Here is a 19,561-nt window from a genome sequence, read left to right as displayed (position 1 = left end):
CCGGGCCGCCTACTCCACGACGATAGCCAGTTCGCGGAACTCGTCGCCGGTCCACTCGTGAGCAGTGAAGCGACCATCCGGATTGCAGATGAGATAGACGTACCCCGGCCACGACGCCTGCTCTCGGTCGGTGGCGCTCGGAACCGGGTCTGTCTCGGGATGCGAGTGATAGAAGCCAACCACGTCGTTTCCCTCGGATTCGGCTTCGTCGAAGGCGGAAACGGTCTCTTCGGGGTCGAGTTCGTAGGCGACACGCGGCTCTTCGGCAACATTCGAGACGGGGAGGACGGCGGTGATTGTCGCCGCGTCGCGGTCGCCGACGAGGACGCCGCAGACCTCTTGCGGCGGGTCGCGGGCGGCCCCCTCGCGAGCGTGCGAGAGAATCGTCGTGGAGGTGGCTGCTTCGAGCGAGAGTTTATTCGAAGTCACGGCGCATCGCGATTTCGAACCACGGACAGAGACGCAGTTGGCGGTACCATTTGGGGTGGTCGTGAAGGTGCTCGTAGTCCACCCAGAGCATCCCCGCAATCTCGTCTTCGTCGGGGTCGAGGCTGGTGTCTTCGAGCGTGACCTTCAGGACGGCACAGACCTCCCATTCGAGACCGGAGTTGCCGTAGTAGCGCTTGTACTCGAACTTATCTGTCACGCGGAGGTCGGAGTACTGGTCGGGCGTGATACCGAGTTCCTCTTCGAGTCGCTCTTCGGTCGCCTCTTTCTGGGTCTGTCCCTGTACGGGATGGGAGGCAACGGTGCCGTCCCAGTGGGTGTCCCACAGGCGCTTGTTCGGCGCGCGTTGAGCGAGAAGCAGTTGGCCCTCCTCGTTGAACACGAGACACGTAAAGGCGCGGTGTCGGATGCCATCGCCCGTGTGGGCTTCGAGTCGATTGACGAGCCCTTCGGGGTTGTCGTCAGAGTCGACGGCGATAACGTCCTGTGCTGCGTTCTCGTGGAGTTCCGTGGCCTCACCGGCCTGTGCGTCGCTCATGTCCGTCTCGTCGGAGTCGGGGGTAAACTAAGCTTCGATGCGGAACGGCTCTCGGTGACGGTTAGCCGATGCGCTCGTCGAGAATCAGGCGCGTCTTCGTACTCTTTACGTCTTCGTGCTCGCGTGCGCGAGTGATGAGGTCGTTGACCGCTCGCGTGTCCGCCGCGTCGATGACGAGGACGATATCTTCCTCGCCGGAAACCTGCCAGACGAAGTCGACATCTTCCCACTCGGCCATCAAATCTGACACGTCGTTCGTGTCCACGTCGACCGCGACAGTCACCTCGACCATCGCCTTCAGGTTCCCCGTCCGGGTCGCAATCGTAAAGCGCTCGATGACGCCCTCCTCGACTAACCGTTCGACGCGGTTTCTGACGGTGCCTTCGGAGGTCCCGACCTCCGCCGCTATCTCCGTGTTCGGGGTCCGAGCGTCCCGTCGAAGGATATCGAGGATACGTCGGTCCAACTCGTCCATATCCCACGTGCCGACCCCAGCGACTTACCAATTACGAATTTCGTAACTCGGCTTCGAAAGTAACACTTATGCACCCGTGTTCCGTTCGTTTCTCGTAATGTCGGACGCCTATCTGGCCCTGGAAGACGGCCGCGTGGTCGAAGCGCGTGGTCGCGTTCCGGGACGCACACGCGGTGAACTGGTGTTCACAACCGCATACACTGGATACGAAGAGAGCTTGACTGACCCCTCGTACGAGGAACAGGTGCTCACCTTCTCGTACCCCCTCATCGGGAACTATGGCGTCCGAGCCGAGCGATTCGAGTCCGACCGGGTCCACCCTCGTGCCGCCGTTGCACGCGAGTTCACCGACGAAGTCGTCGAGTGGCTCGCCGAGGAGGACGTCCCGGCGGTTGACCATCTCGACACTCGCGACCTCGTCACGTCGATTCGCGAAGAGGGCGCGATGAAAGTCGGAATCGCCGTCGGCGAGGATGCGACCCCCGAGGATGCGAAAGAAGAGCTTTCGAAGTGTAAAGGCATGAGCGACCACGTCGATATCGGTGCGCAGGTCACGACGCCCGAACTGACGACGTTCGAAGGCGACGGCGATACGACAGTCGCACTCGTCGACTGCGGTGCGAAGCAGTCCATCGCCGACTCGCTCGTCGACCGCGGCGCGACGGTTCACGTCCTCCCCTACGACGCGACTGCCGAGGACGTATCCGAACTCGAACCCGACGTGCTGTTTATCTCGAACGGCCCCGGCGACCCGAAGAACTACACGGCGACGCGCGAACTCGTCGAGGAATTCGCCGGTGACATTCCACTCGCGGGTATCTGCCTCGGTCAGCAAATCGTCGCGAGCGCACTCGGTGGCACCACCGAGAAGATGGCCTTCGGCCATCGCGGTGTGAACCAGCCCGTTCGTGACCTCCAGACCGGAAAGGTCGTCATGACGACGCAGAACCACGGGTACACCGTCGCCGACCCCGGCGAACACCTCGACGTGACGCAAGTCAACGTCAACGACGACACCGCCGAAGGGCTCGCAAGCGAGGAACTGAGCGTCATCACCCGTCAGTACCACCCCGAAGCCCACCCCGGCCCCCACGACTCGCTCGGCTTCTTCGACGACGTACTCGCTATGACGGAGTCGGAGGGAAACGGGCGTAAGCGGCGAGTTATCGCCGACTAACGCCGTCTCACTGCGGCCAGATTTCGTTTTTCTATTTATAATCGACGCGACCGTTGCCCACGGAGCGGTGCGCTCCGTCTCGGGTCGGAGAAACTGTCAAACAGTCTCACGGCCTATTTTGTCATGTGATGGACGACGTATCGCTCATCGAGCGCGGTTTCGACGAACTTCCGGCGGAGGTGGCTCTTCTCAACGAGCACGGAGATATCGTCTACACGAACCGGTCGTGGCGGACGTTTGCGGCCGCAAACGGCTACGTCGGTGATGTCTCTTCCATCGGTGAGAACTATCTCGACGTGTGCGATGCCGCAAGCGAGGACGAGGAAGTGGCCGGTGTCGTCAGCGACGGTATTCGGTCGATACTCCGAGGGGAACAAGACCTGTTCACCGCCGAGTATCCGTGTCACTCCCCGTCCGTGTTCCGGTGGTTCATGCTCCGTGCCGTCCCGTTCGACACACGGAAACACGGCCAGTTCGCTCTCGTCGTCCACCTCGATATCACCGACAGACGACTCGCAGAGTTGCAGGTCAACGAGAAGAACCAACATCTCGCGTTGCTCGTCAATGTCCTCTCGACGGAACTCAGACAACCCCTCACGTCGGCTATCGAAGCAGCGAAACGGCTCGTTTCGGCGGACGGAAAAGACGCGGTGGCGCTCTCGGAAGCACTCTCGCGTATCGATACCATCGTCAAACGGAGCATCGGACTCGTCACCCAGACGAATTCGCTGGAACTCGAAGCGGTTGAGTTTCGGGAGTGCACGATGCAGGCGTGGCACGACCTCGACGAGGAACGCGAGGCGTCGTTTCGCATCGTCGGTGACGGGACGCTCTCGGCGGACCGCCATCTGTTCGGCCTGCTCCTCGGGTCACTACTGACCAACAGCGTCCAGCGAAGTTCGTTTCCGGGCTATCCCACTGAGATTATCGTCGGCTCGACGGACAGCGGGTTCTACGTCGATGACGACGGGCCGCGCCCCTCGGCGGAAGAGCGGGCAGCGACGAAGCCGGACCAGTTGCTCGGCGTCGATTACGAGTCGATGCAACTGTCGGTCGCGAGGCGAATCGTGGACCTTCACGGCTGGACGTTCGAAGTTTCAGACTCGGAACTCGGCGGTGCTCGGTTCGAAGTGGACGGTGTGGAGTGGCTGTGAGAAGAACCCCGACGACCTGTCTTACGAGAGGTCGGCTTCCATCACGAACGTCGGTTCGTCCGCAACGTCACTTCTGGTTGCCGCTGCGTCGGACACCCACTGGACGCTCTCGGGGAAGAGGACACGCGTCCGGTCGGCACCGACGGATGCAGCATCGCGTCGAACGGCATCTATGATGGCCTGACAGGCGTCGAGGTCGTCCCACGCGGCGACGGCGTACTCGGCCCACAGCACTTCGCCTTCGTCTTCGAGTTCGCGCGAGTAGGTCCGGTTTCGGTACGTGAAGCCGCTTGCGCTGTCGTCGCCGACGACGAACAGACGGTCGTCGGCCGCGGCGTCGTGCAGTCGGTCGCGGGTCAGTTCCGACAGCGCCCACGATTCGTCGGGGTCGAGCGCGAGGCCGGAAAGCGCGCTTCGCATCTCGTTTTCGGTCCAGAACGCCCACGCCGCGTCGGCATCGTCGCTGACGGACAGTTCGGATGTCGCGTCAGCATCTGGTTCGGGGGTCGCCCACCGGAACTCGGTTCCGGGTTCGAACCCGACGCTACGGGCGTTCGAGAGACTTGGCGTGTTCCACGAGTGAATCATGTTCCGCACTCGTCGTGCGCCTTGCTCTCGCGCCCAGTCGAACAGGGCGTGGGTGAGGTGGGTCGCAATCCCCTGTTCGCGGTAATCGGGTGCGACGCGCATCCCCTGTGCCCAGCCTTCGTACTCCGAGAGCATGACGACCTGCGCGATGGCCGCAATCTCGTCTGAGGGTGTCTCGTCGCCCATATCCACGAGGAGGGTCGCCTGCTCGGGGTCGTCGGGAGCAATCCACTCGTGGTAGATTTCGGGGATGTAGTCCGACCCGCCGCGGTCGGCCCACGTGTCGCGGGTGAATGCGGCGACCGCGTCGTAGTCTTCCGGTCGTGCGGGTCGTACCTCCATCACGTTACTCCCACGGAACCGACCGTTCGGTGAGTTCCCCTTCGAGGTTGCGGCCCATCGCGTCCGCGGGGTCACTGAGATTCGCCAGCGCCCACATGAGTTTCACCTTCGCCGTACCGGGGAGGGTGTCGCCCGCTTCGATGACACCGGCATCGAGCAGGTCGCGGCCGGTGTCGTAGACGCGGTCGCAGACGCGGCCTTCGAGACACTGCGAGGTCATGGCGACGACCGTGCCGTCCTCGATGAGTTCCTCGATACGAGGGATGAGGTCAGTGTGGATGTGGCCGAGACCTGTTCCCTCGATGACGAGACCCGCTTTCCCGTCGAGGTAATCGAGCGCCGCGGGGTCCATCCCCGGCGTGAACTTCATGAGTTCGACATCCGCGTCGAGGTCGGCGTGAAGGGCGAGGTCTTCTTCGTCGCGTGCGGTGTAGTCGCGGCGGAACGTGACTTCTTCTGCCTCGTAGTCGACTTTGCCGAGCGGCTTTGCGCCGATGGTCTGGAAAGCATCGCGCCGGGACGTGTGGTTCTTGCGGACGCGCGTGCCCTCGTGGAGCGCGCACACGTCGTCGGACTCCGAGGCGTGCATGCAAATCATGACCTCGGCGGCGTCGGCTTTCGCGGCCTCGACGGCGCAGACGGCGTTCATGACGTTGTCCGAAGAGGGCCGGTCCGCAGAGCGCTGACTGCCCGTAAAGACGATGGGAACGGGCGTGTCGAGCATGAACGACATCGCCGACGCGGAGAACTGCATCGTGTCGGTGCCGTGCATGACGACGACGCCGTCGGCACCCGCTTCGATTTCCTCCGCGATGGCCTCGGCGAGGTCGACCCACACGTCGGTCGTCATGTTCTCCGAGAGGATGTTGGCGACGACGCGCCCGCGGTAGTTCGCGCGCCCCGCGAGGTCCGGCACGGCACGAAGCACGTCTTCGGCGTCGAACTGCGCCGTCACGGCTCCCGTCCGGTAGTCGACGGTGGAGGCGATGGTCCCGCCGGTCGAGATGAGCGAGATGGTCGGTAGGTCCTCGTCGAACTCGATTTCGGAGGTGCCGTCACCTTCGGACTGTGCATCTTCGATGTCGTAGACATCCGATTCGAGAACCTCGACGTCTGCATCGTCGCGTTCGATGCCGACGTTGTAGCCGCCGCCGAGTTTGACGACGAGGTGGTCCTCTGTGGAAGACGGCATGAGCACGCCTTCGTTCGTGACGCCCGCGCGGGTGACGCGGACGCGGTCCCCTGCGTTCATATCGCGGGATACCGCGGGGGCAGACTTCAAACCCACCATTCCACCTTTTTCCTCCTCGGGGTCGCTCCGCGACCCGCTCGGAGCAAAAATCTGGACCAAAAAGTGCCGAGAGACTCGCTTTGCTCGTCTCTCGGTACGATTGCTGGAGTGGTACGACCTTAGGGACGGAGATGGAAATACTATGATTTCATTGAAATGATATTTAAAAGGTATTTTATACGGAGACTCATTCGCCACAGTATGCTCTCCAGTATATTCCTCCAGTCAGGCGGTGGTGGTGCATTCGTACTGTTTTTTCTTATCTTCCTCGTCACGATTGGGATGGTCGTGTGGACGTACAGTGATGCACGGAAGAACAGTAGCCACCCGGCCTTCCTCTGGGCAGTTGTCGTCTTTCTCGCCCCGCTCCTCGGAATCGTGCTGTACGTCCTCCTCGGCCGGAACGCCTAACGGAGCGATACGAACTCGGTCCGTCCCTCTCTGACTACACTTTTCCAATCGGCTCAGCACAAGAGCCATCACCCTCGCCCACGACCTGTCACACATGCAACGGTCGGACCAAAAAGAGTCTGAGCGGTCCGTCGACGATATCCTCTCCGGACTGAACTCCGACGACGAACCGACGCCGACAACCCAGTCAGCAGGCGGTAACGGGGGTCGTTTCAGTGGGCTGTTCTCCCCGCGCGCGTTCCTCGCGGCCCTGCTCCTCTCCGTCGGCGGTCTCGTCGTCGGTGGTGCAATCCCGATTATCGGGTTTTTCGGCCGCTTTGCCGGTATCGCTGCCGTCGGGTTCCTCATCGGTCTCGTCGGGTCGAAACGACGCTACGCCGAAGTCGGCCTCGCGGGGGCTATCGCCGCCGGTCTCGCGTTCGTCATCTCGACGCTGTTCTCCGTATTCGCGCCCTTTGCGGTGCAGTTGCTCGCGGATTACGGAATCGCTATCGCGGGCGTCGGCGCACTGAGCGGCGGGGTCGCCGGGCTCGTCGGCCACTACTTCGGACGCGACCTCCGGAGCGGACTGACACAAGACCTGTAAGTCGATTTAGTCAGTCGATTCGCCAACCGTCGCCGTCACGAGCGACCAATCCGCCCTCAGCGAGGTGGTGAAGCGCTGTGTCGACGACCGCGGGGTCCGCGTTCAGGTCCTTTGCGACACCGTGAACCGACTGTGACCCGTTTGCGAGCGAGGCGAGAATCTCCGCGTAGAACCGACTGTCGGCGTCGACGCCGAGTCTGTCGTTGATGCGGTCGAGTATCTCCGTGAGTCGACCCTGAATCCACCGTTGTGCCAGTGAGAGTTCGTTGTCGAGTTCTTCGAGTTTGCCGAGTTCGCGCGCCAAGTCGGAGATATCGTCCGTCTCGGTGTTTTCGAGTTCGAGCGACACGTGCGGACACCGGCCGGCCATGTCGAGGCTCGGACTCGGCGGGTAGGCACTCTTCGCGCCGAATCCGTACGGTGAGACGTTCACTTCGAGTCTGAGGTTCCGCGAGATGTGGAAATACTTTCGTCGTTGGTCGTCGGTTCGGGACTCGATGAGTCCCGCATCCTCCAGTTTCCGAAGGTGGTCGATGACGGCCTTGGGGCTGACGCCGAGGTACTCACTAATCTCGGTGACGTAGCACGGTTTGTGCGAGAGCAACCGCAGGATTCGGCGGCGGTTTTCGTTCCCGAGTAGGTCTAGCAGTACCGCGGAGTCCATTATCTGCTCATAGACTGTGGGCGGGGAAAAGCCTGACTCATGTGGAACCCACCGCAGTCGGGCGGTTAGCGATTATGCCGTTCCGGGGAGGTACGTGAGAGGCGGTCGAACGAGCGCGCCGCAAGAACCACCGAGAGAAACGAAAGCCCGACCGTGATAGCCGCGAGCAAAAGCCCTGCTTCGTACTTCAGCGGCGGGTAGTATCCAAAGCCGTAATCGAATATATCGTTCACGAGCGCGAGCGCGAGCGCGAACCCAAGTGCCCCCTTCGTGGTCGCACCGTAGCGCGGGACGAGGAAGGCGAGTGCGAGGAACCCGGCGTGGGTGAGCATGATACCCCAGTAGTCCCAGAGTGCGGCCCCCGAAAAGCCGACGTAGAGGTCGGGTCGGAGATTGAGCGCGACGACCGTCCAGATGCCGTACTTGAGCAACCAGACGAATGCGAGGGTATGGAGGTACGCGAGCGGGCGGTTCACGGGGGCGTCAGCCACGCGGCGGCCGAGGTTCGGAAGAAGCGTCGCGGCCGAGAGCGTCATCAACGCGAGGGCCGCGGGCGAGTCGCCGAAAAGCGGGTAGAAGAAGGTCGGCAGGTCGGCGAGGGAAGGGTCCGAGTGGACGTAGAAACTCACCCCAACGAGGAACGCAGAGGCGTTGAGAACGAGAAAGACGACGAGGCTGGGTCCGTTTCCGAGGTAGTACTCGACCCACTCGTCGACGGCCGCGTCGAGGTCGAAGTCTCGCAGGCGCATCGCCGATTCGGACGCAGCGGTGAAAGAAAAGGCCGTCGGGAGATGGTGGTTGATGGGATTGAGATGGCGATAGTGGTGGTTGTGGTGGTCGATAGGATTGAGATGGTGACGACGAGGACGATGGTGAGGGGTACGCAAGCAGCGACGCAGTAGGACGCAAGCAGCGACTCAGTACGCGACAATCTCTCACCCACTGCCGAGAACAAAGGACAATTACCCCGGGGTGTCGAACCTCCGAGCATGAACGCAGCCCTCATTATCCTCGATGGCTGGGGTCTCGGCGACCACGACCACCGCGACGCGGTCAAAGCGGCGGACACGCCGAACTTCGACCGCTACCGCGACACCGGTGCCTTCGGGACGCTCGTCGTCGACGGCCGACGCGTCGGCCTGCCTGACGGCCAGATGGGCAACAGCGAAGTCGGCCACCTCAACATCGGGGCGGGCCGTGTCGTCAAGCAGGCGTACACCCGCATCGGCGACAGCATCGAAGACGGTTCGTTCTACGAAAACGAGGCTATCACGGCGGCTTACGACCACGTCGAAGAGACCGGCGGCCGCGTCCACCTCATGGGACTCGTCTCCGACGGCGGCGTCCACTCAGACCAGGAACACCTTCACGCATTCATCGAACTCGCCGCAGAGCGCGGCGTCGAAGCCGTCTCCCACGCCTTCACCGACGGCCGCGATACCAGTCCCACGGGCGGCGAGGAGTACCTCTCGACACTCGAAGCCGTCGCCGACGAACAGGGAACCGGCCACGTCGCTACTGTCTCCGGTCGGTACTACGCGATGGACCGCGACCAGAACTGGGAGCGCACCAAGCGCGCCTACGACGCCATCGTCAACCGCGAGGCCGAGTGGACTGCCGAGACGGCGGTCGACGCGGTCACGGAGTCGTACGCCCGCGACGACACGGACGAGTTCGTCGAACCGACGCTTATCGACGACGCGCCCGCGCTCGAAGACGGCGATTCGGTCGTCTTCTTCAACTTCCGCGCGGACCGCGCACGCCAACTCGTCCGGATGCTCTGCGACATCGAACCCGAATGGGAGTTCGAGACGACCCCGCCGGAGATTCTCATGACGACGATGACGCAGTACGACAAGACGTTCGACGTGTCAGTCGCCTTCCCGCCGGAGCAGCCCGAAGACACGCTCGGAGAGGTCCTCGCGGAAGAGGGGATGACGCAGATGCGCATGGCCGAATCCGAGAAGTACCCCCACGTCACGTACTTCCTCAACGGCGGCCGCGAGGTCGAATTCGACGGCGAAATCAGACAAATCGTCGAGAGTCCGGACGTACCGACCTACGACCTCCAACCCGAGATGTCCGCCGAGGAACTCACCGACACGGCCATCGACACCATCGAGTCCGACGACCCGAACGTGATGGTCCTCAACTACGCGAACCCCGACATGGTCGGCCACACCGGCGACTACGAGGCTGCTATCGAGGCCGTCGAAGCGGTCGACGAACAACTCGGCCGACTCGTCGAGACCGTCCGCGACCACGGCGGCCACGTCTGCATCACCGCCGACCACGGCAACGCCGACGACATGGGCACGGAAGACGCCCCCCACACGGCACACACGTTCAACCCGGTCCCGTTCGTCTACCTCGCGGCCGAGGACGCGGAGGAAAATGCAGGTGCGTCCGGTGAAACTACCGACAACGAAACCCAGAAGGACACCGACGAGGCGGACGCGGACCGACCGCTTTCCGGTGGTCGAACCGTCCGCGACGGCGGCTCACTCTGTGACATCGCGCCGACGCTCCTCGAACTCGTCACGGTCGACCAACCGACCGCGATGACCGGCGAGTCGCTGCTCGAATAGGGAGTCACTGCTCGAATAGGGAGTCACTGCTCGAATAGGCGAGTCGCTTTCGGATTACACTCTCCTGTTCGAACCGCACTCTCCGCTGTAGAACGGCACACTTTCTCCGACTACGCTTCGGTTCCCACCCGATACCGGCGGTAGACTGTCGGGACCAGGAGTGCAACTCCCGCGACCGCCGCGAGCGCGATAAACTCCGGACGAACGATTGCCCCGAACGACTCAGTCGTGAGGGTCTCGACGGACGCACCGGCGACGACGCCCCCGATGGCCCACGGGAGTTCACCGACCGCAGTGCCGAGAGTGAACGCGGCGAGACTGACGTTCGAGACGCCCGCCGCAACTGACACCACGTCGGACGGAATCGGAAGCAGTCGGCTCGCCGTCACACCTCGGATAGAACCGGTGACGGCGATAGTTCGTTCGCCCATATCGGCCAGTCTGGTCGACCCGCGGTAGCGGCGCGCGAAGAGATACGGCGGGATACTCGTGAGAACGATGAGTGTGAGTGCAAACGGAAGCCCCACGGGGCCGAGTCCGTAGCCGACGATGAGCGCGAGGAGCGTCGTCGGCCACGCAAGCAGCGGGCGAACGAGCGCGAGTGCGCTCACAACGACGACGAGTCGAACCGGGTCTGCGGCGACCCACGTCGCGCGGGAGACAACTGTCTCCGGGGAGGCGAGGAGGACACCGACGAGGACGGCGGCCAGTGCGAGACCGGCAGCGAGACGCGAACGGGACACGATGGCTCTGCACTGGGTCGTCGCGCCGCGACCAAACGCTTTGTGCTTCGGAGGGCTTTAGCCCGATGCCGCTCGATTGCCTCCTAATTCGTGACGGAACCGGAACACTCGCGCGAAGAACGCGTGGAACTCGCACTCGACCTGCTCGCCCACCTCGAAGCGGACGAGCTTTCGCTTTCGGAGGTCGTCGACCGCATCGAAACGGTCACGACCGACCCGACGCTCACACGAGACATTCTCGATACTGCGGAACTTCGCGGCATCATCGAGCGAGACGGCGGGCGCATCCGACATCAGCGCGGCGGGACGTTCGTCCGCTTCGAGAGTCAGGTCGTCCAACGCGAGGGCGACTTCGACTGTCGCCGTTGCGGGGCGTCAATTTCGACAGGTCACTTCGTTCGCTTCGAATCCGGAGAACTCGGGCCGTTCGGCTCGTCGTGTATCAGAAAAGTGCTCGGGCGAGAGTAATCGAATCTAACTCTACCGAGTCAAGCCCTTCCAACTCAGGCCTTATCGACCGCGGCGCAGTTCGTTGATGAGTTGTTCGATGAGTTCTTGCTGGTAGTGGAGTTGTTCGTTCTGTGCCTCGACGACCTCGCGGAGCGATTCGATTTCGGCGGCGAGGTCGGCCTGGTTTCCGTCCGATTCCGTGGCTGACTCGAAGCCCGACCCCTCGAACCCGAGGTCAGATGCGTCGGCAACGTTGTCCGGTTCAGACGTGACTGACTGCGTCTCAGACACGGAACCGGCTGTCGACGCCGCTTCAACGGGTTGGCGGTTGGGTGATTCAGTTGGCTCGTCGTTTTCCGTTCGGGTGGCGTTGGCGGGCTCGTCGGATAGCTCGCCGGGGTTCGCACTCAGCGGGTCAGGACCCGCGCCGAAGTCCGTGTTGTCCCGCTCCTGTTCAGTCTCCGCTTCGGCTTCAGCCTGTTCGGCCATCTTGACGCGGAACTCTTCGAGACTACCGACCCCGTGGTACTCACACAACGCCTGCGCGAGTTTCTCGCGGACGAGTCGCGCCTCCTCGTTCGGAATCTTGAATCGTTCCTGTCGGCCGTCGACGGTGAGGACGACAGTCGTTGCGACGCTCCCGGATTCGAACTCCAGGTCGGAGACGTCGCTGTAGTGGTACGATTCGTAGTCTTCGTCCCAGACTGCACTCCCGATATGGCGGACGACACGCGCGTCGGTGACGGCGAAGGTGAGTTCGCTGAAACGGAACGTCTGGATGACGCTTTCGCCTTCGTCTGTCACGCCAGCGGCCGCGAGCACGCCGCCGACGATAGGCTGCAGTGCATCGTCGAGTCGTTTCGCGGAGAGAGAGAACGTTTCACTCCCGTCGAGACCGTAGTCGAGAGAGATTTTCGCCTTTCGTCGACCCTCGCTTACGGACAGTCGCTCGGCACCGTGCGAAAACTCGTCGACGGACTCGTCCGAAAGGAGACCTTCGGCTCGATAGACGAGCGTCCGCGTCGGAGTTACAAACAGTTCGTCCTCGCCCCCGAGGTGGACGCGGGTCACCACGTCTTCCTCACCAAGGACGGACTGGACGATCTCCGGTTGGCTCATGCGTGTGTGCACCCAGTGTTGGGGCATAAATCCGTGGGTGATGAACCGAATCGAGTGCTGTGGTGACCCGATACAGGGCCGACCGAGATGAGAAGCTTAAATACAACCAGCGCACAACGCCAAGATGAGCCCGGGTGGCTTAGCTGGACATAGCGCCGCACTCATAGGGTTTCACAATCGGTGCGGAACGCCTTGGAAGCCTCCGCCCCTCGCGAGGTCATGCCGGCCTCGTACCTGGGACATGCGGAGATCGTGGGTTCGGAGCCCACCCCGGGCATACCTCAATTCCTTTACATGCCCATTCAAATAGGGTAGCCACATCACTGTCTCCTAATTTTTCACTGGAAACAGAGGGGGCGATTCTCTGATGCCTGTCACGACCAGCAGTGGTTGTGGTAGTTGCTCTTCGTCGGCATCTGTCTCCTCAAACCCGGGACTGTCGTCGAAATCGAGAGCGCGATGGTCGTCTACGGCGAAGCACAGCGCCGCGGACGGTTCCTTCTCCGACGGAGCCAACACGAGCATCTTCTCGAAGAAGGTGGCGTCTATCTCTTCGCTGTCTGTGCGCCGACTCCTGCACGTGACATGATTCACTCGCTCAACACCACACAATTCGACAGTCTCCGAAAGCCGCATCCGCGCCGACGCTTCCGAGAGACGCTGTAGCGCGTCAAGTTAAAAGACAGAGAGTCGTATTGAATAGCGAACTGCTGACCCAGCGTGAAACCGACACGTCGTTCAAGTCATCGTCTTCGATTCCTTCCGACTGGTTAGTTTCTCGGTCGTAAGCCGGTAGAATCCAAACGGCACATCTCGCGAAGGAACACCGAATATATCGACGAGTGGGATATGAACTCTCTCGAGTCCCTGAAGGCTTTCGGTGGCAATGGACTCCTCGGAGACTTCTTCCAGCCGTCCGCTGGCAACGACGCTCCGCCACTCGTCATCCTCGTGGCTGTAGGTCACAAACGTAACAGCACGGTCAATGACGTCACTCTTGTTTCCTCCGAGGGCGAGGCGGAAGTAAAAGGTCGATTCGGTCGCGTCATACCCGTACGAAACAGGGACCGAGTGGGGAGCGTCGTCGTCCGGCGTTGAGAACGAGATGACGCCCGTGCCGCCGTTGCCGAGGAATTCGTCCCGCTCATCCTCGTCCATCTCGATTGGGCTGGTGTCGGTCATTGTCTATTGTTCGTGACGAACTGGGTAAAGAATTCGGCCTCAAACGTATCACTCCATTCGGAACTCGAAGGCGACCCCTACAACCGTCACTGGGTAAGTGCCTTCTATTCAGCACCACGCGTTCTCCGACACAAAATAGAGGCCGGTCTTCTGCGCCCCATCCTGTTCTCATGCTCGCTATGGGTCGCAGGATTCCCATCGAGTCGGCACGGCCGCTGTTCTATCACCGCTTGCTTGGACAGGCAGTTCTTGCTTCAACCTAACTAGGGTGGTCCAATTACTTTACAATTCTATCCGAATAGCAGAGTCGAGACACTGTCTCACGGTTTTACTGAAGGACGGAGACAGTTCTTTGATATCTGTCACGACCAGTGACGGTCGTGGCTGCTGTCGAACGGTAACCGTGCTTCTGAATGGTGCGGACTCTCCGTTTACGACCCTACACGTCGGGACAGGCTACCTGCAACGTCATCTTCCGAGAGTCGATACCGCAGATACGCACTGGTAACACCGTACAACAGGAAACCTATCACGAACATTCCACCTCCGACAGAGAACGAACTAAATCCCGAAACCGTATCGAGTTCTCCGGCCGCGCCCACGAGAGTGCTGTGAGACCCACGGCAACAGCTATGACGAGACCGCTTGAACTCGGCGGGTCATCGCTCAGGAGACGGCGGCCGCACCAGTACGCAACGGCGAGTGCAGCACTCCCCGTGAGCACCACTGCAACAGTCGACAGCGACGATACGACGGCCCCAGCGAAGACGGTGAGGATGCCGCCGATGGAGATACCCTTGGCGAACACCCCAACCGCGACGGCGCGATTGGAACTCGTATCGAGCGATGTCTCGGACGGTTTCGTCTCTACCTCGTTGCGGTGTGACCTATCGTCCGGGTTGTGCGTGACCCGCTGGCCGACGTGAATGTACCGACCGCTGTCCTCGTCTTCCGGGGTGCTCCAGTCGGTGGTTTCGACGACATCCGTTCCGGGAATTTCGATGTCGACGTTCTCGAACTTGACCGGGAGTCCGGCGGCAATTTCGAACGTCGGGTGGTCTTGAAGCTGAAAGTGCAGGTGTGGTTCTGAGGAGTTCCCGGTGTGACCACACCGACCAATCTGTTCGCCCTGCTTGACGTGGTCACCTGGTTCGACCTCGATGCTCCCCGGAACGAGGTGGACGAGATTGCTGTATTCTCCTTCTGCGTGGCGAATCGCGACGTGGTTTCCGATGATACTGCGCTTGAACGGGTGGGAGAATCCGCCGCCTCGCGACAGTTCGGGGTCACTGTCGCCGACGCTGACAACGGTACCGTCGGCGGGTGCAACAACCGGTTGGTCGTAGCAGTAGTAGTTGGCCGTGTTCGTGTCCGTTCCTTCGGGGTGCGTTCGTCCGTCCTCGTCCGTAATCACGAAGTCGTGGGCGTACCGCTGGGTGGCCGGAAACCACGAGTGCGAGTATTTTTTGATCGGACTTCCGTTGATGACCGTCCACGTTCCCTCGACGGGAAGCCGGTACGAACCCGACTGTTCGTAGCTCTCTGGGTCCGGAAGAGAGCCGCGATTACGAACGATAGCGACGATACTCCCCAACAGTTGCATCATGTCTTGACAGAGCGCGAGAGGATTAAAAAACGAAAGCAGGAGTCCGACAAAAAATGCGAGGTACGTGGTTAGGCTGTCGTCCATCGACAGCCAGTCACGCGGGCCTGGACTGTCCTTTTCGTACCCGAGTGCGTTCCGAATCGCGCCGAATAGCATTGCAGCAATCGGCCAAAAAGCGAATAGCCAGAAGAACTTGAAGAGTTTGAGAATTTCTAGCTGACTAAACGCGTCTCCGAGGAACCCGAGAAATCCCAACATCACCAACGACAACGGGCTAATCGACTTGATGCGTTCACGGATGCGCGAAACGCGAGAGCGTGACGCAGAACCGCGTCGTGTTTCTGACATTGAATGACTGGTGGCCACCGTGGAAGTTATTGGTTCTGTGAACCGAAATTCACAAGAACAATTCACACAGCAGCATCTATCACAATGTTGAGTACTTCGCTCACAGATACACGACCATGACTGGTCACGATTGGGAGGAGAACGTCCCCGAGGAAGCATTCTCGATTTTGGGTCACGAGGTGCGACTCGACATCTTGCGGGCGTTCTTCGACACCTACGAACCGTTGGACCCGGACTCACTTTCTGAAGTGAAAGACAAACGCCATCTGTCGTACTCGGAACTGATGGCGGCGGTCGACATGCAGGACAGCGGGAAGTTCAACTATCACTTAGAGAAGCTTCGCGGCGTCTACGTGGAGAACGTCGGCGACAAGTACGCCCCGACAGCCGGTGCCGTCGCGATCTACCGAGCCGTCGTCGCGAATCGGCCGACAGAGCAACTACCTAGTGATTTCGACATCGAAGCGCCGTGTCCGAATTGCGAGTCGAAGTTACGCGGCCAGTACGAACAGGAGTACCTCACCATCGACTGTCCGGAGTGTGACGTATTCTGGGGGTTGACGTACGCGTTCCCGAAGAACGGGATCGTCGCCCAACAAGACGAAGACATTTCTCAGCCGCTCTACGACCGGGCTATGTATCACGTCGGACTGGCGCGGACGGGACAGTGCCCGTCGTGTGCAGGCGCGATATCGTCTCGCATACCGCAGGACCGACTCGACGGCGAACAAACGCCGACAGCTGAGATGTCCTGTAAGACGTGTTCGTGGCTCGCAACTGTCGATATCGTGAGCGCACTCCAGTTCGAGCCACGAGTAGCGAGCGCATTACTCGAACTGGGCGTGTCGCCCGCCACCTCGAGCAACATGCAGGCGACGGAGAGTCTGCTCCCCCATGTGCGTGGTTGGGTCCAGTCGGACGAACCCTTCCGCGCCGCCGTCGACGTCGAATTCGAGGGTTCCGTTGCGACACTCGTCGTCGACGACGACCTTACTGTCCATACTGTGGAAGTTGAGTGATGCCGCAGATATGACGTGTTTGTGGAGTTCTCTCTGATTTGGGTCGTCTGAAGCTCGTGTGAACACGTGGCTTAGAGGGCTATAGGCTCGGAATTCAGATGGATGTTTTGCCAGATCTCCAATATTCCGAAACCACGCCGGAATTATTCTTTATTATGTTAATGAATTTTTATATGTCTGAGTATTGAATGTGTCATGAGCCGTATTCAAAATGTCAGTAACGCACGACTGTTGACTGTGCTTGGAGGGTCGGCTTTAGTTATTCAATTGCTCGTGTTTCAGAATAGCTTCGGCATCGTGGAAAATACTGGGGTGTCTGGGTTGCTCAGAGACGTTTTGAGTGGCGGCTTGTTGTTCGTGGCGGTGGGCTGTCTCGTTGGTAGGCTGTATCTCCGCCACCGCGATTCATAGTGTCACCCATGCTTCCACCTTATTTCAACCCAACTAGGGTTCGTCTGGCTCTGTTGAAATCCTCGGTCGGTGATAGTTTATCGAAACCGTGCTGAATACAGGGCGTGTGTGTAGCACCCAAGAGTCTACGTTGTGAATTCAGTTGGCTGGCAGACACTGAAGTCCACTGTTTGCATCGTGCCTCTGTCAAAATACCCGACTAACTACTGTATCAATGAGCAGAAACGCAATAGCGGTACCAAGTGGGATGAGTATGAGTGGAGTGAAATCTAAAGCCGCACCTACACCCCTACTTATCAGTACCCAGAGGCACCAAAGACCCAGTACGATAGTCAGGTCAACTGCAATCTCAGGTCCTCCAGCTACTGCAGGGTGTGACGCCATATTTTCGAGTTGTCTGTATCGGTTAACCACCCATCTGAATACCCGCATTCCCAGTTTCGCAATGTATCACGTCCTGAAATAACCCGAGGTTGGTATCCTACTCCGATTTCAGCACGATCAGTCGTGCTTCTCCATCAGAGTCTCCTACAGCCAGTCGTGGAGTTGCTGAATGCACCCTCTATATTCAGCACACAGTTTGTATCAATTACTGAGGATTTAAACAGAGGCGTTCGTCTGTAACCGTAGACCGAGCTGTTGATGCCGGTCGACCCAGAGCTTCAACCCAACTAGGGTTCGTCTGTAACCTGTTGCTCTTGAATGTAACATGACGACGAAATTCACTGGCGCGCCCGCTTCAACCCAACTAGGGTTCGTCTGTAACGGTGCTGTCGATGGTGATAGACTCGTCCCCGTCCACGCTTCAACCCAACTAGGGTTCGTCTGTAACTCGTCGTCGGGCGTGGGTTCGACTACGATTTCCGCGCTTCAACCCAACTAGGGTTCGTCTGTAACAGATTTTCAAGCGCGAGTTCGGTATTTGACTGCTGCTTCAACCCAACTAGGGTTCGTCTGTAACCCGGGGTTTACGACGTGAAGAAGGTGCGTCCAGAAGCTTCAACCCAACTAGGGTTCGTCTGTAACGCCCTGGTCGTCGACCGGCCCGAAGACTGTCACGGCTTCAACCCAACTAGGGTTCGTCTGTAACCTGCGACCCTCCGGAATTGGGGTCTGCCCCAACGTAGCTTCAACCCAACTAGGGTTCGTCTGTAACAAGCGTTGTAGAACAACATGGCCAGCTTCCAGACGCTTCAACCCAACTAGGGTTCGTCTGTAACTCTCACAACCCCCCCAAATCCTTCCCCCCATGCCGTGTGCTTCAACCCAACTAGGGTTCGTCTGTAACACCTCTGGATAAATCTCCCCAATCTGCCGGAGGACCGGCTTCAACCCAACTAGGGTTCGTCTGTAACGATATGCGTTCCGGTCGGGCAACATTTCGAGACCGTGCTTCAACCCAACTAGGGTTCGTCTGTAACAATTTCACATGGATTTCATGGATTGTCCCCTCGTCAAGCTTCAACCCAACTAGGGTTCGTCTGTAACACGTCATGCATGCAACGCCGATTGTTGCATTCGCGGCTTCAACCCAACTAGGGTTCGTCTGTAACACGCGAAGGCCGGGTCTGCGGAGTACATGGGTCTGGTCGCTTCAACCCAACTAGGGTTCGTCTGTAACGACGCTCGAAGCCGGCGCGCTCGTCCTCGCCGACAAAGGCTTCAACCCAACTAGGGTTCGTCTGTAACTAGATGGTTCATACGTTACTCCCTCAATAATCTTCGCTTCAACCCAACTAGGGTTCGTCTGTAACGTCCAAATCGGGCAGGTGTACGACCTTCGCGTCGAAGCTTCAACCCAACTAGGGTTCGTCTGTAACCGGCGGGCCGTCGGGTCTGCGACACCTCCCACTCCCCGCTTCAACCCAACTAGGGTTCGTCTGTAACCCGACGTTAGATTTTGTGACTCGTTTTGTACCTCCGCTTCAACCCAACTAGGGTTCGTCTGTAACATTTAGCAGAGTCAGTCATTCCGAACCACCGTCCGCGCTTCAACCCAACTAGGGTTCGTCTGTAACTGTCGAAGGCGACTACGTCTTAGCCGTCCATCCGTGGCTTCAACCCAACTAGGGTTCGTCTGTAACACCATCGACGGCACGGTCGTGGGCGACCTCGTACACGCTTCAACCCAACTAGGGTTCGTCTGTAACCGACTGTCGCGTCTTCGATTGGGGTTTTGGGTCCGCTTCAACCCAACTAGGGTTCGTCTGTAACCAAGAGCGTGCGCTCGGAAGTCAACGCAACGCGCAAGGCACACGACCTGACGTGGCTTCAACCCAACTAGGGTTCGTCTGTAACCATGGCCGATTTGAGTGCCACAAGTACTCTACAGGCGGTTCGCACTCAAGTGTTTCCGTCGACCTCCAATACCCCTCAACCCCCCGGGGGGTCGACGGAAATGCCTATCCGGCCAATCCGGACA

Annotated in this window: 18 protein-coding genes, 1 tRNA gene, 1 pseudogene and 1 CRISPR repeat array; of the genes and pseudogenes, 9 read left to right on the top strand and 11 right to left on the bottom strand. The window is 59.9% G+C overall.

The window, feature by feature from the left end; genetic code table 11:
* Positions 1 to 9 precede the first annotated feature (9 nt).
* From HFX_RS10900 to HFX_RS10890, 3 genes are all read right to left on the bottom strand, one after another.
* Positions 10 to 429: a desampylase gene (locus HFX_RS10900; protein ID WP_004059971.1), complete on the bottom strand. Its 420-nt coding sequence runs from the start codon at positions 427 to 429 to the stop codon at positions 10 to 12.
* The gene (locus HFX_RS10895) at positions 416 to 985 is read right to left on the bottom strand and encodes an NUDIX hydrolase (protein WP_004059972.1); all 570 of its coding nucleotides are present in this window, start codon (positions 983 to 985) and stop codon (positions 416 to 418) included. The genes HFX_RS10900 and HFX_RS10895 overlap by 14 nt, the downstream gene beginning before the upstream one ends.
* A gap of 61 nt (positions 986 to 1,046) precedes the next feature.
* Positions 1,047 to 1,460 (bottom strand): Lrp/AsnC family transcriptional regulator, encoded by a 414-nt coding sequence (locus HFX_RS10890; protein WP_004059973.1) that lies wholly within the window; start codon positions 1,458 to 1,460, stop codon positions 1,047 to 1,049.
* Positions 1,461 to 1,557: 97 nt separating this feature from the next.
* Between HFX_RS10890 and carA the strand changes: the two genes are divergently transcribed.
* Positions 1,558 to 2,637 (top strand): glutamine-hydrolyzing carbamoyl-phosphate synthase small subunit, encoded by a 1,080-nt coding sequence (carA, locus tag HFX_RS10885; protein ID WP_014732514.1) that lies wholly within the window; start codon positions 1,558 to 1,560, stop codon positions 2,635 to 2,637.
* Positions 2,638 to 2,765: 128 nt separating this feature from the next.
* Positions 2,766 to 3,791 (top strand): PAS domain-containing protein, encoded by a 1,026-nt coding sequence (locus tag HFX_RS10880; RefSeq protein WP_004059975.1) that lies wholly within the window; start codon positions 2,766 to 2,768, stop codon positions 3,789 to 3,791.
* Positions 3,792 to 3,812: 21 nt separating this feature from the next.
* On the opposite strand, the gene HFX_RS10875 is transcribed toward HFX_RS10880, so the two are convergent.
* Complete coding sequence (locus HFX_RS10875) at positions 3,813 to 4,721, bottom strand: GNAT family N-acetyltransferase (protein WP_004059976.1); 909 nt, start codon at positions 4,719 to 4,721, stop codon at positions 3,813 to 3,815.
* Positions 4,722 to 4,725: 4 nt separating this feature from the next.
* Positions 4,726 to 5,973 (bottom strand): Glu-tRNA(Gln) amidotransferase subunit GatD, encoded by a 1,248-nt coding sequence (gene gatD / locus HFX_RS10870; protein ID WP_004059977.1) that lies wholly within the window; start codon positions 5,971 to 5,973, stop codon positions 4,726 to 4,728.
* Between the two features lie 240 nt (positions 5,974 to 6,213).
* Here gatD and HFX_RS10865 point away from each other — a divergent pair, with 240 nt between their 5' ends.
* Both HFX_RS10865 and HFX_RS10860 read left to right on the top strand, forming a co-directional pair.
* Entirely contained in the window at positions 6,214 to 6,423 is a 210-nt protein-coding gene (locus HFX_RS10865) for a PLDc N-terminal domain-containing protein (protein ID WP_004059978.1), read from the top strand.
* 94 nt (positions 6,424 to 6,517) lie between these two features.
* Positions 6,518 to 7,009, top strand: coding sequence for a hypothetical protein (locus tag HFX_RS10860; RefSeq protein ID WP_004059979.1), 492 nt, complete (start codon positions 6,518 to 6,520; stop codon positions 7,007 to 7,009).
* Between the two features lie 10 nt (positions 7,010 to 7,019).
* Here the strand turns inward: HFX_RS10860 and HFX_RS10855 are convergent, their stop codons facing one another.
* Positions 7,020 to 7,673 (bottom strand): ArsR/SmtB family transcription factor, encoded by a 654-nt coding sequence (locus HFX_RS10855; protein WP_004059980.1) that lies wholly within the window; start codon positions 7,671 to 7,673, stop codon positions 7,020 to 7,022.
* A 65-nt stretch (positions 7,674 to 7,738) separates the two neighbouring features.
* Entirely contained in the window at positions 7,739 to 8,422 is a 684-nt protein-coding gene (locus HFX_RS10850; RefSeq protein WP_004059981.1) for a DUF1405 domain-containing protein, read from the bottom strand.
* A gap of 240 nt (positions 8,423 to 8,662) precedes the next feature.
* On the opposite strand from HFX_RS10850, the gene gpmI reads away from it, so the two are divergent.
* Positions 8,663 to 10,261 (top strand): 2,3-bisphosphoglycerate-independent phosphoglycerate mutase, encoded by a 1,599-nt coding sequence (gene gpmI, locus HFX_RS10845; protein WP_004059982.1) that lies wholly within the window; start codon positions 8,663 to 8,665, stop codon positions 10,259 to 10,261.
* Between the two features lie 110 nt (positions 10,262 to 10,371).
* Here gpmI and HFX_RS10840 read toward each other — a convergent pair whose 3' ends face one another.
* The gene (locus HFX_RS10840; RefSeq protein ID WP_004059983.1) at positions 10,372 to 11,004 is read right to left on the bottom strand and encodes a TVP38/TMEM64 family protein; all 633 of its coding nucleotides are present in this window, start codon (positions 11,002 to 11,004) and stop codon (positions 10,372 to 10,374) included.
* Positions 11,005 to 11,094: 90 nt separating this feature from the next.
* Here HFX_RS10840 and HFX_RS10835 point away from each other — a divergent pair, with 90 nt between their 5' ends.
* Positions 11,095 to 11,472: a DUF5830 family protein gene (locus HFX_RS10835; protein WP_004059984.1), complete on the top strand. Its 378-nt coding sequence runs from the start codon at positions 11,095 to 11,097 to the stop codon at positions 11,470 to 11,472.
* Positions 11,473 to 11,514: 42 nt separating this feature from the next.
* On the opposite strand, the gene HFX_RS10830 is transcribed toward HFX_RS10835, so the two are convergent.
* On the bottom strand, positions 11,515 to 12,573 hold the full coding sequence (locus HFX_RS10830) for a DUF7115 domain-containing protein (protein ID WP_004059985.1): 1,059 nt from the start codon (positions 12,571 to 12,573) through the stop codon (positions 11,515 to 11,517).
* Positions 12,574 to 12,701: 128 nt separating this feature from the next.
* On the opposite strand from HFX_RS10830, the gene HFX_RS19700 reads away from it, so the two are divergent.
* Together HFX_RS19700 and HFX_RS10825 are read left to right on the top strand one after the other, a co-directional pair.
* Positions 12,702 to 12,850 (top strand) — tRNA-Met (locus tag HFX_RS19700).
* Between the two features lie 122 nt (positions 12,851 to 12,972).
* Positions 12,973 to 13,164, top strand: a pseudogene (locus HFX_RS10825) (hypothetical protein); the annotation flags it as partial.
* A 147-nt stretch (positions 13,165 to 13,311) separates the two neighbouring features.
* Here HFX_RS10825 and HFX_RS10820 read toward each other — a convergent pair.
* Positions 13,312 to 13,755 (bottom strand): pyridoxamine 5'-phosphate oxidase family protein, encoded by a 444-nt coding sequence (locus HFX_RS10820; protein WP_004059987.1) that lies wholly within the window; start codon positions 13,753 to 13,755, stop codon positions 13,312 to 13,314.
* Between the two features lie 529 nt (positions 13,756 to 14,284).
* Positions 14,285 to 15,445: a M23 family metallopeptidase gene (locus tag HFX_RS10815; RefSeq protein ID WP_238547483.1), complete on the bottom strand. Its 1,161-nt coding sequence runs from the start codon at positions 15,443 to 15,445 to the stop codon at positions 14,285 to 14,287.
* Between the two features lie 380 nt (positions 15,446 to 15,825).
* Here HFX_RS10815 and HFX_RS10810 point away from each other — a divergent pair, with 380 nt between their 5' ends.
* A complete protein-coding gene (locus HFX_RS10810) occupies positions 15,826 to 16,728 on the top strand; it encodes a DUF7351 domain-containing protein (RefSeq protein WP_004059989.1) in 903 nt (300 codons plus the stop codon).
* A 1,070-nt stretch (positions 16,729 to 17,798) separates the two neighbouring features.
* Positions 17,799 to 19,437: a CRISPR direct-repeat array (repeat unit 30 nt; unit sequence GCTTCAACCCAACTAGGGTTCGTCTGTAAC).
* Positions 19,438 to 19,561 lie beyond the last annotated feature (124 nt).

It is taken from the genome of Haloferax mediterranei ATCC 33500, from assembly GCF_000306765.2.
GTDB lineage: Archaea > Halobacteriota > Halobacteria > Halobacteriales > Haloferacaceae > Haloferax > Haloferax mediterranei.
This window is presented reverse-complemented; position numbering and strand designations above follow the sequence as displayed.

What these genes read in the sequence shown, in the direction of transcription:
- HFX_RS10895 (WP_004059972.1), bottom strand. Translation starts at nt 985, where the DNA reads ATGAGCGACGCACAGGCCGGTGAGGCCACGGAACTCCACGAGAACGCA.
- HFX_RS10890 (WP_004059973.1), bottom strand. Translation starts at nt 1,460, where the DNA reads ATGGACGAGTTGGACCGACGTATCCTCGATATCCTTCGACGGGACGCT.
- carA (WP_014732514.1), top strand. Translation starts at nt 1,558, where the DNA reads ATGTCGGACGCCTATCTGGCCCTGGAAGACGGCCGCGTGGTCGAAGCG.
- HFX_RS10880 (WP_004059975.1), top strand. Translation starts at nt 2,766, where the DNA reads ATGGACGACGTATCGCTCATCGAGCGCGGTTTCGACGAACTTCCGGCG.
- HFX_RS10875 (WP_004059976.1), bottom strand. Translation starts at nt 4,721, where the DNA reads ATGGAGGTACGACCCGCACGACCGGAAGACTACGACGCGGTCGCCGCA.
- gatD (WP_004059977.1), bottom strand. Translation starts at nt 5,973, where the DNA reads ATGAACGCAGGGGACCGCGTCCGCGTCACCCGCGCGGGCGTCACGAAC.
- HFX_RS10865 (WP_004059978.1), top strand. Translation starts at nt 6,214, where the DNA reads ATGCTCTCCAGTATATTCCTCCAGTCAGGCGGTGGTGGTGCATTCGTA.
- HFX_RS10860 (WP_004059979.1), top strand. Translation starts at nt 6,518, where the DNA reads ATGCAACGGTCGGACCAAAAAGAGTCTGAGCGGTCCGTCGACGATATC.
- HFX_RS10855 (WP_004059980.1), bottom strand. Translation starts at nt 7,673, where the DNA reads ATGGACTCCGCGGTACTGCTAGACCTACTCGGGAACGAAAACCGCCGC.
- HFX_RS10850 (WP_004059981.1), bottom strand. Translation starts at nt 8,422, where the DNA reads ATGCGCCTGCGAGACTTCGACCTCGACGCGGCCGTCGACGAGTGGGTC.
- gpmI (WP_004059982.1), top strand. Translation starts at nt 8,663, where the DNA reads ATGAACGCAGCCCTCATTATCCTCGATGGCTGGGGTCTCGGCGACCAC.
- HFX_RS10830 (WP_004059985.1), bottom strand. Translation starts at nt 12,573, where the DNA reads ATGAGCCAACCGGAGATCGTCCAGTCCGTCCTTGGTGAGGAAGACGTG.
- HFX_RS10820 (WP_004059987.1), bottom strand. Translation starts at nt 13,755, where the DNA reads ATGACCGACACCAGCCCAATCGAGATGGACGAGGATGAGCGGGACGAA.
- HFX_RS10815 (WP_238547483.1), bottom strand. Translation starts at nt 15,445, where the DNA reads ATGGACGACAGCCTAACCACGTACCTCGCATTTTTTGTCGGACTCCTG.
- HFX_RS10810 (WP_004059989.1), top strand. Translation starts at nt 15,826, where the DNA reads ATGACTGGTCACGATTGGGAGGAGAACGTCCCCGAGGAAGCATTCTCG.